This window comes from Clostridium sp. cel8 (assembly GCF_014050525.1).
In the GTDB taxonomy this organism is placed as follows: Bacteria; Bacillota; Clostridia; order Clostridiales; family Clostridiaceae; genus Clostridium_B.
In genome coordinates this window covers 139960-151559 of record NZ_JACGAG010000002.1, presented here as the reverse complement: position 1 = coordinate 151559, position 11600 = coordinate 139960, and the positions used below count along the sequence as shown (strand labels likewise).

Here is an 11600-nt window from a genome sequence, read left to right as displayed (position 1 = left end):
TATTCTTTTAAAAACAGTTTCTATTATAAATACTTAAGGGGTGTTCTTTTGACAGAGAAAAAAAAAGAATTTGAACAAACAAAGAAATCATGCGACTCTGGTAAATGTGTAGAAATAAAAGAACAGGAAGAAATCAGAAAACTTATGAATAATGTGATTACTGAAAATATAAAGGCTCTAAAAGAATTAGCCAAATAAGTTTAAGGATTGTATAAAACAGTCCTTATTTTTTGTTTTTTAAAAATGGGTAAGACAACTCTTTACTTTTTTAAATTTTTCATAAAAAAACAGGAATAAGTTTGTAAAAGTTTAAAGTTCTCTTACTCATTAGATTGGGCATGATATAATTGTAATGTTAATAAAAAATAGATGGGATGAGAATATGAGAATTAAAATAATTAACACAGATAAAATAAGAGATAAGTATGTTAAAGAGGCTTTAGAGGAATACACTAAACGTTTAAGTGCCTACTGCAAAGTGGAATATGTGGAAACTAAAAATCCAGCCAAAGAAATATCTTTTAAATCATATGTAATTAAAATCAATAAAGAGGGTGAGGAACTTTCTTCAGAGCAATTAGCGGAAAAAATTGAACAGTTGGGTGTAAGTGGGAATAGTCATATTACCATACTTTTAGGTGCTGATAATATAGAAGCAGATTGTGTATTATCTATTTCTCGGATGGATATTGATATTAATATATTGTTGATTATTATCTATGAGCAAATTTATAGGGCTTACCGTATTATTAATAATGCTCCTTACCACAAATAGAATCGCACAAAATAGGTGCCAAAAAAATCACTATAATAGAAATCATACACTATAAGTGCCAAAAACTGATATAATTTATAATCAATAAATCTCACAGTATAGGTGCCAATAAAAATAAAATTGATAAATCGTATAGTATAAGTACCGAAATAATTAATATTATCAATATAGAGGTAAGTATTCGTAAACAACGATGAAGTTTATTATTAGATAACGAGAATTGTAAAATAATATCTTCTTAGTGTGTACTAAGAAGATATTAAATAAAAATATTCATCTGGAGACGAACAAGGTCTCCGACAGTCATTGAAGTTTGTTCATAGAAATGAACATATATGTTTATGTACTATTATATGTAGAATTCTAGAAATTATGTGCAAAAAAGGACAATTATTAACTTGTCCTTTTTTCAATAATTAATATAAAATTTTACATCTGGGAATGAGCAAGATTCCCGACATTAAAATGATTCATCAGTTCGTGAGCAACCAGCAATTTAAATTGCTAGAGACGAACGATATATATTACGTTGTAACTAAATTCTATTATACATATTAAGAATTGTCAACCTCTAATTTTACTAATTTTATATTTGCAAAGCAGATTTTAACCTTTTTCTAATTTGTTTCATATCTGTTGATAGGTCAACAGAACAAATGTATTGACCTAGTCGTGCTTTGCTTACAACTCTAATATCCTCACATTGAACAACAGAATCACAAGCCAACTGTGGATACTTACTTTTTTTAAGTACATAATGTGTACTATACTTAAGGTTTCGTTTTGTTTGAGGGTCTTTCCACTTAATATTTTTACTTAATGTGACAACAATTACATTACCACTTTTTTTATTAATATTATCTGCAGATACGATTAGCACAGGCCTACCAAGTCCACATTTTTCATCACCGATATTTTCTCCAAAGTGACAAGTATATATATCTCCTCTTACTGTAAACCAATTTCTAAAATTATTATTTTCATGTTTCTCTTGTAAATACATCTTTACGCAAAACCATCTTGCTAGTTTTTTTGCCTTATCATCCAATGTTATACCCCCTAAAGAATTATTGTAATAATTTATATTATACCAGAAATATCTTTTTTTTAATATATTGAAATGGTCAGGACTTATATAACCAAGCAGAAAAATGAAATTGATGGACATAAGATATCAAATAGAATTTAACAGAAAGAATGTATGCTTATAGAGTAAACTGAACAATTATTTACATAGCCAACAAGGCGCATGGGATAATAATACTATTAATTGTATAGCATAACCTATTTTCCGAGTTAAATAATGATAGAACTTATATTCATTTATTTTTACTCAAAATAAGTACTATATTAGGTTTTAAAATAAGTGGAAATGAACTGTATAAGACAATATTATCCTTATAATAAAGAATAACATTTGGATGAGTATATGATATAATATTGATATAATATTGATATAATATGTATAACAGTCAGGTGAATAATATGAGTCCGCTATTAAAAGAGTTAATTATAAAGTTAGCAAAGAAAATTGATTCAGAACTTCTTTAAAAGTTTTAAATTATTATGTCTTTTTAAGGAGTAAGAAAGAGCGGGAAGTCAGGCAACAGTAGGGAAGTATTAAAGAAGTGCAGCATGAAAAAGAAGAAATTAAAATCATTAATGAATTTGAAAATAGTCCTGAAGAATTTGAGTTTGTCAGTTTTAAATAAGTTTGAGTTGAAATTTAAGAAAGTCATGTATTTGGTAATACACGGTGAACCATATCATAAGTAGCAGCAGATTGCGCAAATTAATCAAATCTGATAAAATTAAAATTACTGATAATTTTATGGAAGGAGAAATTTGTTTGAGCGATGATGAAATGAATATATATGTCAAATTAAAAAGTTTGAAAATTGTATATTGGTTTACATTTATATTTTTGCTAAATGGGCTATTATAGATCTTGTTAGAGGTAATAAATATAGTATAGCATTAGCGTTATTTTGTACTCAGAATCTATTGCTTACATTTTCTGAGCGTTACTATAGAAGGAGGATTTCTAGCCAAAAGGAGTCTTCATAAAAGGTTCACTGTAATACTTGCAGTGAACCTTTATTAAATTTAGATCATATTGATGAAATATTCATGAAAAGTTGTATCATTTGTTAGCTCAGGATGGAAAGATGTTGCAAGCATATTTTCCTCACATGCTGCTACAATATTTCCATCTACCTTATGAAGTAAATCAACTTTTTCACCTATATCAACAATGTATGGAGCTCTAATAAACACCATGGGAATTTCTTTTTTAGATATTTTTTTAATAACTCCTTTAGTGACAAAACTATCTAGTTGGGACCCATATGCATTTCGTTTCACTTTTATATCCATAACTTTTAGGTGGGCATCTTCATCACCATCAAGTTCTTTGGCAAGCAAAATCATTCCTGCACATGTTCCCCACACAGGTAGACCACTTTTGATTTTATCTATTAATGGTTCTTTGATTTTAAAATCATTAAGTAGTTTTCCAATTGCAGTACTTTCTCCACCAGGTAAAATAATTCCATCAAGATTGTTGAGTTGTTCTGGTTTCCTTACTTCAATACCACGGTGGCCTAGTGATTTGATCATTTCTATATGTTCATTAAATGCACCTTGAAGTGCTAAAACACCTATTTTTTTCATTTTAATATCCCCTATTAGCCATTTTGTCTTCTTCGCTTATTGAATAAACGTTGATTCCAACCATTGCTTCTCCAAGGTTTTCTGATACTTTAGCTAGTATATTTGCATCATTAAAGTTTGTAACAGCTTTTACAATAGCACTAGCTCTTTTTCTTGGGTTTCCAGATTTAAAAATTCCAGAACCAACAAATACACCATCGCAACCAAGTTGCATCATCATTGCAGCATCAGCAGGAGTAGCAATACCACCAGCTGCAAAGTTTACAACAGGAAGTTTCCCAAATTTATGCACATATTCAACTAAATGAATAGGAGCTTGAAGTTCTTTAGCAGCGTTCATTAATTCATCTTCAGATAAACCTTGTATTCTCCTAATTTGAGAGTTCATCATTCTCATATGTTTAACTGCTTCTATAACATCACCTGTTCCAGCCTCACCTTTAGTTCTAATCATTGAAGCACCTTCACCAATTCTTCTTAAAGCTTCTCCTAGATTTTTAGCACCACAAACAAAAGGAACTTTGAAAGCTTTTTTATTAATGTGTAGAGTTGGATCTGCAGGTGTTAAAACTTCACTTTCGTCTATATAGTCAACATTAAGAGCTTCTAAAATCTGTGCTTCAACAAAATGTCCAATTCTTACTTTTGCCATAACTGGAATAGAAACAGTCTTTTGAATGTCTTTAATTATTTTTGGATCTGAAGCACGTGCAACTCCGCCTTCTTTTCTGATATCAGCAGGAACTCTTTCAAGAGCCATAACAGCACAAGCACCAGCTTCTTCAGCGATTTTTGCTTCTTCAGGAGTTGTTACATCCATAATAACTCCACCCTTTAGCATTTGAGCAAGATTTTTGTTTAAAGTATATCTAGTATCCATTATACTTTCCCCCTTAGTATTATATACAATAGTTAGCTAAAGTATATTTTTGTAAAACAGTATTACATTATCTAGGAAATTCATCAAATGTATGGATACAATTTGGTGTTTGATTACAGAAAAGATGATAGTAGCTAATGCAGAAAGTAACTGTATAAAATTTTCCTGAAGTAAGTAGGATATTCTCAACAATAGTACAAGTTCAGCTGGCGTAAATTAATCAATTATGATAAAATTATTGAAAAGAATTTAATCATAAAGGAGATAAGTAAATGTACAGACCTATTTAACGCACGGTAAAATTACAATATATTTTAAAATTAACCTTTAGAATAAGGTTTTTTTGTTATGTAATTTTAGGAGTGTGTTAAAATTGCGTAAAAAGGTCAATGTTTATTTGATGTACATTATTGTATTTTTAAATCAATGGTAATACCTAAGAAGTGGAATAAATATTAAATATTTTGGGATACTGGCAGTAATTATGCAAATAGTTAGCTTGAGCTCAATTAAAGCTTATAAATTAAGCATTAAGATAGGTAAAAATAGAGTTATTGAAATTCTATATATTGTTATTGCTATATGCTGCAGCACACTTGTATTTACATCTAATGCTATATTAACTATAGTTTCAATGATTTTTATATGTTGCAGTGCAGCTATAATTTCACCTATAGTTTTGGATATTGAAAATAAGAGCATAACAACTGTTGATAGGGCTACTCTTTTATCAGTATTTGCTATGTTTGAGGATTTAACTGCAGCAGGAGTTAATGTGATTATTAGATATCTAGTGTAACAGGCCCTTAGATAATATATACATGTATTATCTAAGGGCTATTTTTATTAAAACTCTCATAATGGAGAAATTAGAAAAATATATTTTACAATTTTGAAGTGTTTTTGAATTATGAATCGTTATTATTAATGAGAGTGTAAAAAAGGTGGTGATGATTATTCAGGACAAGCAATTTGAAAACTGCATAAAAAAGTATGAACGTTTAATCATTACTATCTGTTTATCTTTTACAAAAAACTATTTTGATGCGGAAGATATTGCTCAGCAGACTTTTTTAAGTGCCTATAGAAATTTATCAAAGTTTGATGGAAAAAATTTTAAGGCATGGATTACTAAAATAGCAGTTAATAAGTGTAGGGACTATATAAAAAAACCTTCCAGAAATATGGAAATTTTAACTTGTGAAGACTACAAGTATATTCGGGATAAATCTGATTCACCGGAAAAGGTTGTACTTGATAAATAAAGTACTCACTACATTTTTCTCAATTTTACCTGGAGCAGGACATATGTATATGGGATTTATGAAGATGGGATTGTCATTTATGTCTATGTTTTTCTTTATAGTATTTCTTTCTTCATGGCTTCACATAGGACCACTGTTATTTTTACTGCCATTGATTTGGTTTTATTCCTTCTTTGACTGTATAAATAAACAATCCATGGCACAGGAAGAATTTGAGCTTATTGAAGATGAATATATGTTTTCACTTGATAAATTGTTAAAATTGGATTTGAAACTAATAAAAAAAAGAAACTTATTTTTGGGAATATTACTTGTAATATTTGGTGTATATTGCATATGGGAAAATATAAGGTATACAATACAACCATATATAGGTAGAATTGCATATAATTTTTTAAATAATATTATATCAACTGCGCCGCAGTTAACTGTGGGAATAGCTATAATTGTAATAGGAATAAAGCTTATTATGGGAAAGAAAAAGGAGATGGATGAAAATGAATAGCGGCAGAAGAGTTGGTACCCTTACTACAGGTATTATACTTGTTGTCTTTGGAATTATGTTTTTAATGAGAATTGTATTTAAAAATATAAATTATGACATTATAATATCCCTGTGGCCTGTAGTTTTTATTCTACTTGGGATTGAAGTCATTGCGTCATATGTAGTTAATAAACAGGAAAAGATAAGATATGATGCATGGGGAATATTTCTTGTAATAATCATGAGCTTTTTTTCTATGGCAATGGCGGCAGTGCAGATTGTAATTCAAAATTATCCTCATACAACTACATTTTTTTAGATATGTGATAGAGTTTTTTTAAATGGGAAATAGAAACTATATTGAAAGGAGTTGGATTTTATGGATATACAATCAAATAAATTGTTTTGGGGAGCTGCAATAGAGGAGTTAACAAATGGCTTTGTAGAAAATAGCAAGGAATACAAATGCATAATTTGTGGGAAGTCATTTGAAAAAGGACGTATATATGGAGTGAATTCAAAACTTTATGATGCAAAGAGTACAGCTAAGTTTCATATAGAAATAAAGCATGGTTCAATGATTAGATATTTATTGGGAATGAATTCTGTTTTTACAGGATTGACAGATATACAAAGGGAAGTATTAACTCTTATGTCTCAAGGATTATCTGACAAAGAAGTTGCTGCAAAGCTTGGAGTTGCTCAATCAACAATTAGGAATCATCGTTATAAGTTAAGACAAAAAGAAAAGCAGGCAAAAATATTTTTAGCTTTGATGGATTTGCTTTCAAAAAATACTGATGAAAAAATTAGTAAGTTAGAAAAAGATGTTATATGTGATTCTCATAAAACAGCGACAACTTTAGATGATAGATATAACATAACTGATAATGAAAAAGAAAATATAATAAAAATTTATATGGATGATAAAGGATCATTAAAGAGTTATCCTTCTAAAGAAAAAAACAAAATTATTGTATTAGAACAGATAGCTAAGAATTTTTCAATAGGAAAGATTTATTCAGAAAAAGAGATAAATAGAGTTTTGAAAAGAATATATGAAGATTATGCAACAATAAGAAGGGCTTTAATAGAGTATGGATTTATTGAAAGAACAAATGATTGCAATAGTTATTGGGTAAAGGAGTAGCTGATAAACATTAAGAGGAGCCAAGATTATGATTAAAAATTATTTAGAATTAAATAAACTTGAATTAAATAAGTGTATTGAATTTGTAAATAGAAATAAAATAAATAAACTATCTTTTAGAGATATTGATAAGAAAATGAAATCTTTAGAGTTTGACTTTGGAAAAGGAGTCATTTTAAAGGTTGATGGACAAACTATTGCTGGAATGGCATCAATAGTATTAAAAGAATCTAGTAATAGGGGAGTATCATATATAATTAACATAGATATAAGTGAAGGTATAGATAATAAGAAGGAAACTCTGAGTGAGATAATAGAAGAGTCTAGGAATATATCAAAAAAATACGGCGGGAAGGAAATATTTTTAGGGACAAAGGATGATACAATAATTAGATATTTAAATATGTTAAATATAGAGAAAAAATATTCAGCAATAAGAATGACATTAGGTAATGTAATGGTTAAACATTCACCATTAAAGTTGGTTAAGCTATCAGAGAAAAATAAGAAAGAATACTTAAATATCTATAATGATGCGTTTAAAGAAGTTCCAAATGGAACAACTTTAATAGATAGTGATATTGATGAATATATAAAAAATCATAATGAAAATAATTGTTATATAACTGTATTAAATAATGAAATGATAGGTTTTTTACAGTTTTATATTAAAGATGGAGTTGGGGAATTTGATTTAGGATTAATTAAAAGTGCTAGAGGTAAAGGTTATGGCAAGTTGATTTTAGAAACTGCCATTAGCTTTTTAAAGTCAAAAAAAGTAAAGGAAATAAGCTTGATTGTTATTACAAAAAATACTATAGCTTACGACATGTACAAGAAAAGAGGGTTTAAGAAAAGCGAATTAATTAGCGAATGGTTTCAAGTTGATTAATGTTAAAGTGTTAAAATAATAAATGAAAAGAGAGGTACTTATATTTGGACTTATATATTTCGGATTTAGACGGAACACTTTTAAATTCAAAGCGAGTTGTAAGCAGTAATTCAATAAAAATTATAAACAACTTAATTGATTCAGGAGTAAATTTTACTATAGCTACAGCAAGATCATATGAAGCATCAAAAGATATATTAAGACCACTTAAACTTAAAATTCCGGTTATATTGAATAATGGAGCATTTGTATCTTATATATCTTCAGGCGAAAGTATTGTTCAGAACTACTTAGATGAAAGTACTGTGAAGTTTATACTTGATACATATAACTTGAAAGGCATAAATCCTTTTATATCTGCAGTCGATAAATACGGAAACAAGAAAATATTTTTCAAAGGTGCATTTAATAGGGGACAGGAAATATATCTTGATTCAAGGGAAAAAAGTGGGGATAAGAGGCTTACAAAAGTTAAAGATTTCTCTATGGTAAAAGATTACAATATAATAAATATATTTGCAATAGAGAGGGAAGGAATACTTGATTTTGAATATAAAACTTTCAGAGACACTTTAAAGGTTTCTTGTCACTACACCGAGGAGATTTATTCGAAAGGTTTTTTCTGGCTTGAAATTACAAATGTAAATGCAAATAAGTCAAGTGCAGCATTGTACCTAAAAAAGTATATTAATGCGGACAGGCTCATTTGTTTTGGAGATAATTTAAATGATTTGCCACTTTTTAAAGTTGCAGATGAAAAGTATGCAGTTGACAATGCATATATGGAGTTGAAAAACATAGCTACAAAAGTTATTGGATCAAACGAAGAGGATGGAGTAGCAAAGTTTTTGCGTGAAAAGGTAAAATTTTAAGAAATGGATTATTAAAATAACAATGGAGCTATTATGCTTTACATAATAGCTCCATTGTTATATAATAATTTTATACTATTATGTAATACAATATAGATGAAAGGAGGAGAGATAATTTGAAACAAACTCAGCTTCTGAAAGGTGTACTTGAAGGTTGTGTACTTTTAATTATTTCTAAAAATGAAGTGTATGGATATGAATTAGTTCAATTACTAAAAGAATATGGATTTAAAGAAATAGTTGCAGGTACTGTGTATCCATTACTTCAAAAATTAGAAAAGCAGGGATACCTTTTAAGTGAAATGAAATCATCAAAAGAGGGACCAGATAGAAAGTATTATTATACAACTCAAAAAGGAATAACTCGTTGCAAAGATTTTATTGAACAGTGGAAAGAATTAGTATCTAATGTTAATAATTTAATATCTCTACAAGGGGGAGAGTTTTATGAATAAACATAATAAATTAGCTAAAGAACTTGTTAATACAAATAATGAATTACGTGAAAAATTAACAAGTGAAAATAAGAAATACTATGAAGACTTACTGGTATATATTCGTACTGCAGGTTTATTTTATGATGATTATGAAATAGAAAATTTATTAATGCAAATTTTACAGGATATAATGTGTGCTCAAGATAATGGAGAGTCTGCAGAAGATTTTTTTGGGAAAAGCCCTAAAATAGCAGCAAATGAACTGATCCATAATCTTGGAAAATCTAGCAAGAAGGAAACTTTAAAACTAGTAGGCCTTGTTTTTGGAATTAGTTCACTTTTTACACTAATGAGTGCATTAAGTAGTCAAGGTAAGGGAATAAATGTTATTGTACTAATTTTAAACGCTTTATTGAGTTTTCTATTTGTGAAAATTGTATTTATTATAGTTCACAAAAGTATTTATACAAAAGTAACTAACAAAAAGCTTTCTTTTGTTTTGTTTTTGTGGCTTCCTATTACTATTGCCATTGGATTATATGTATTTATTGAGCTATTTACTCCACCTATATTAGTAATCCAGTTACAAGATACAATGAAAATTTTTATAATAGCTATTTTGCTTATTGTATCTACTACATTTATATTCATTCATAATAAGAGGAATGGAAATATGTGGTCACCTTTTTTACCTTTTATATGGATTTTAGGAGCTATAGGGATATGTCAGAATGTTCCCTTAACTAGAAATTGGATGGTGAGTAGTAATGGAAAAATTATTACAATAACATTAACTATTTTGGGAGCAATTATTTTTTGGGTTTTAACTTATTTTAATTTGAAAGATAACAAAGAATAGATTAAATTTAAAATACCCTAGGTCCATTCTGAATCTAGGGTATTTTAAATACTATTTATTTTCTAGTGAGCTTAATAGAAACTTTTCTGCTTCTTCACACCAAATATTGTTATTTTTCTTACATATTTCAGCTAGTTTTCTATAAAATTCATTATTCTTACCTAATTTTTCGAAATCTTCAATTGCTGTTAATTCCATTTCAATATGAGGATAGATTAACTTTTTACCTCCTGGAATATTAGGTAGATTCTTTATAGTTTCCGGAACTGCATTTAATCCTCCAACATGAGTTATCATAAATGATGGATTAATTAATCCCTTTTGAGATAAATCTATTGCTTCTAACATATCCTCAGTTGAACCACCGGATGTTCCAACTATATGAGTTCCTTCATAGTGAACATTGTAAAAATTAAATTTAGCTTTGAATTTATTATCAGTTGGACCAGAAAAGAAGTTTAGACAGCCATCATTAGCTAGTACGTCATCAGCAGTTTCTATTAGTTGTTCAACAGCTGCAAATACAAATACATCATCATAGCCTGTACCATCTGATAAGTCCATAAGTTCATGGACTGCATCTTTATTTTTAGCGTTTAGATATACTAGTTTAATACCTTTTTTTTCAACATCTTCAACTTTTATTAAATCAGATACTCTATTTAATCTTTCTTCGTCTATGTCTAAAACTACAACCAAGCTTGGCTTTACTGAACCATTAATGGCATATTCTATAGCACCTATTCCCATAGGACCAGCACAGCCAAGAAGTGCAACTTTTCCACCTTTTTTTATTCCCATATCATGCTTGTAGATATATTGCTTTGTATGATAGTTGGCGTGAAATGCTCCTATTATACATGACATAGGCTCTGATAAAGATGCATTTGCAAAGTATGTTCCCTTATATGGAAGTACACAGCCTAAGTCAATTGCAATCTTTGGGATTATACAATAAGTTGCATCACCACCGAAGTATTCATAACTGTATCCTGCTGAATATCCGGATTCAAGACCCATGGCAGGTTGCAATACGAATCGATCTCCTTCTTTAAATCTATTTTTCAAGTTATTTCCAACTTGTTTTATAATTCCAGCAAATTCATGACCAATAATTACTGGATGTTCGGATATATTGTTAGGAACTCTTTTATGATCTTCACCTCTAACTGAAGCTTTGTAAGTAGATAAACAAGCACTATCTGAAATTACTTTTACTAACAGTTCATCATCTGTTATTTCTGGTAATTCGAATTCTCTTATAGATATTTTATTTTTTCCTGATAAAACTGCTGCTCTAGTTTTCATTTTCA

General features: G+C 28.9%; 15 protein-coding genes. 11 read left to right on the top strand and 4 right to left on the bottom strand.

Features of this window, described 5'->3' with window-relative positions:
* The first annotated feature begins 48 nt into the window (after window positions 1-48).
* Window positions 49-198, top strand: a complete 150-nt coding sequence (locus H2684_RS02885; protein ID WP_182087856.1) for a hypothetical protein — start codon at window positions 49-51, stop codon at window positions 196-198.
* Between the two features lie 154 nt (window positions 199-352).
* Window positions 353-775 (top strand): 23S rRNA (pseudouridine(1915)-N(3))-methyltransferase RlmH, encoded by a 423-nt coding sequence (locus H2684_RS02880; RefSeq protein ID WP_243159265.1) that lies wholly within the window; start codon window positions 353-355, stop codon window positions 773-775.
* Window positions 776-1361: 586 nt separating this feature from the next.
* Here H2684_RS02880 and H2684_RS02875 read toward each other — a convergent pair.
* The 3 genes from H2684_RS02875 to pdxS all read right to left on the bottom strand — a co-directional run bounded on the left by H2684_RS02875 (window position 1362) and on the right by pdxS (window position 4331).
* Complete coding sequence (locus tag H2684_RS02875) at window positions 1362-1823, bottom strand: type II toxin-antitoxin system PemK/MazF family toxin (RefSeq protein ID WP_182087855.1); 462 nt, start codon at window positions 1821-1823, stop codon at window positions 1362-1364.
* 1058 nt (window positions 1824-2881) lie between these two features.
* Window positions 2882-3448, bottom strand: coding sequence for a pyridoxal 5'-phosphate synthase glutaminase subunit PdxT (gene pdxT / locus H2684_RS02870; protein ID WP_182087854.1), 567 nt, complete (start codon window positions 3446-3448; stop codon window positions 2882-2884).
* A 1-nt stretch (window position 3449) separates the two neighbouring features.
* Window positions 3450-4331 carry a pyridoxal 5'-phosphate synthase lyase subunit PdxS gene (gene pdxS / locus H2684_RS02865; protein WP_347707514.1) on the bottom strand — a complete coding sequence of 294 codons (882 nt, stop codon included), beginning with the start codon at window positions 4329-4331 and terminating at the stop codon, window positions 3450-3452.
* A 481-nt stretch (window positions 4332-4812) separates the two neighbouring features.
* On the opposite strand from pdxS, the gene H2684_RS02860 reads away from it, so the two are divergent.
* The 9 genes from H2684_RS02860 (at window position 4813) to H2684_RS02820 (ending at window position 10287) form a co-directional block, all read left to right on the top strand.
* Window positions 4813-5127: a hypothetical protein gene (locus H2684_RS02860; protein ID WP_182087852.1), complete on the top strand. Its 315-nt coding sequence runs from the start codon at window positions 4813-4815 to the stop codon at window positions 5125-5127.
* A gap of 151 nt (window positions 5128-5278) precedes the next feature.
* Entirely contained in the window at window positions 5279-5593 is a 315-nt protein-coding gene (locus H2684_RS02855; protein WP_207719363.1) for a sigma-70 family RNA polymerase sigma factor, read from the top strand.
* A gap of 43 nt (window positions 5594-5636) precedes the next feature.
* Window positions 5637-6098: a hypothetical protein gene (locus H2684_RS02850; protein ID WP_243159269.1), complete on the top strand. Its 462-nt coding sequence runs from the start codon at window positions 5637-5639 to the stop codon at window positions 6096-6098.
* A complete protein-coding gene (locus tag H2684_RS02845) occupies window positions 6091-6396 on the top strand; it encodes a DUF5668 domain-containing protein (protein ID WP_182087849.1) in 306 nt (101 codons plus the stop codon). The genes H2684_RS02850 and H2684_RS02845 overlap by 8 nt, the downstream gene beginning before the upstream one ends.
* A gap of 60 nt (window positions 6397-6456) precedes the next feature.
* Window positions 6457-7227 carry a DUF2087 domain-containing protein gene (locus tag H2684_RS02840; RefSeq protein ID WP_182087848.1) on the top strand — a complete coding sequence of 257 codons (771 nt, stop codon included), beginning with the start codon at window positions 6457-6459 and terminating at the stop codon, window positions 7225-7227.
* A gap of 28 nt (window positions 7228-7255) precedes the next feature.
* Window positions 7256-8119, top strand: a complete 864-nt coding sequence (locus tag H2684_RS02835; RefSeq protein ID WP_182087847.1) for a GNAT family N-acetyltransferase — start codon at window positions 7256-7258, stop codon at window positions 8117-8119.
* Between the two features lie 44 nt (window positions 8120-8163).
* Window positions 8164-8991, top strand: coding sequence for an HAD family hydrolase (locus tag H2684_RS02830; RefSeq protein ID WP_182087846.1), 828 nt, complete (start codon window positions 8164-8166; stop codon window positions 8989-8991).
* Between the two features lie 116 nt (window positions 8992-9107).
* Window positions 9108-9446 carry a PadR family transcriptional regulator gene (locus H2684_RS02825; protein ID WP_182087845.1) on the top strand — a complete coding sequence of 113 codons (339 nt, stop codon included), beginning with the start codon at window positions 9108-9110 and terminating at the stop codon, window positions 9444-9446.
* Entirely contained in the window at window positions 9439-10287 is an 849-nt protein-coding gene (locus tag H2684_RS02820; RefSeq protein WP_182087844.1) for a DUF1129 family protein, read from the top strand. The genes H2684_RS02825 and H2684_RS02820 overlap by 8 nt, the downstream gene beginning before the upstream one ends.
* 51 nt (window positions 10288-10338) lie before the next feature.
* Here the strand turns inward: H2684_RS02820 and H2684_RS02815 are convergent, their stop codons facing one another.
* Window positions 10339-11595: a zinc-binding dehydrogenase gene (locus tag H2684_RS02815; protein WP_182087843.1), complete on the bottom strand. Its 1257-nt coding sequence runs from the start codon at window positions 11593-11595 to the stop codon at window positions 10339-10341.
* Between the last annotated feature and the right edge of the window lie 5 nt (window positions 11596-11600).

What these genes read in the sequence shown, in the direction of transcription:
- H2684_RS02855 (WP_207719363.1), top strand. Translation starts at nt 5,279, where the DNA reads ATGATTATTCAGGACAAGCAATTTGAAAACTGCATAAAAAAGTATGAA.
- H2684_RS02815 (WP_182087843.1), bottom strand. Translation starts at nt 11,595, where the DNA reads ATGAAAACTAGAGCAGCAGTTTTATCAGGAAAAAATAAAATATCTATA.
- H2684_RS02880 (WP_243159265.1), top strand. Translation starts at nt 353, where the DNA reads ATGTTAATAAAAAATAGATGGGATGAGAATATGAGAATTAAAATAATT.
- H2684_RS02840 (WP_182087848.1), top strand. Translation starts at nt 6,457, where the DNA reads ATGGATATACAATCAAATAAATTGTTTTGGGGAGCTGCAATAGAGGAG.
- H2684_RS02850 (WP_243159269.1), top strand. Translation starts at nt 5,637, where the DNA reads ATGTATATGGGATTTATGAAGATGGGATTGTCATTTATGTCTATGTTT.
- H2684_RS02845 (WP_182087849.1), top strand. Translation starts at nt 6,091, where the DNA reads ATGAATAGCGGCAGAAGAGTTGGTACCCTTACTACAGGTATTATACTT.
- pdxT (WP_182087854.1), bottom strand. Translation starts at nt 3,448, where the DNA reads ATGAAAAAAATAGGTGTTTTAGCACTTCAAGGTGCATTTAATGAACAT.
- H2684_RS02820 (WP_182087844.1), top strand. Translation starts at nt 9,439, where the DNA reads ATGAATAAACATAATAAATTAGCTAAAGAACTTGTTAATACAAATAAT.
- H2684_RS02860 (WP_182087852.1), top strand. Translation starts at nt 4,813, where the DNA reads ATGCAAATAGTTAGCTTGAGCTCAATTAAAGCTTATAAATTAAGCATT.
- H2684_RS02835 (WP_182087847.1), top strand. Translation starts at nt 7,256, where the DNA reads ATGATTAAAAATTATTTAGAATTAAATAAACTTGAATTAAATAAGTGT.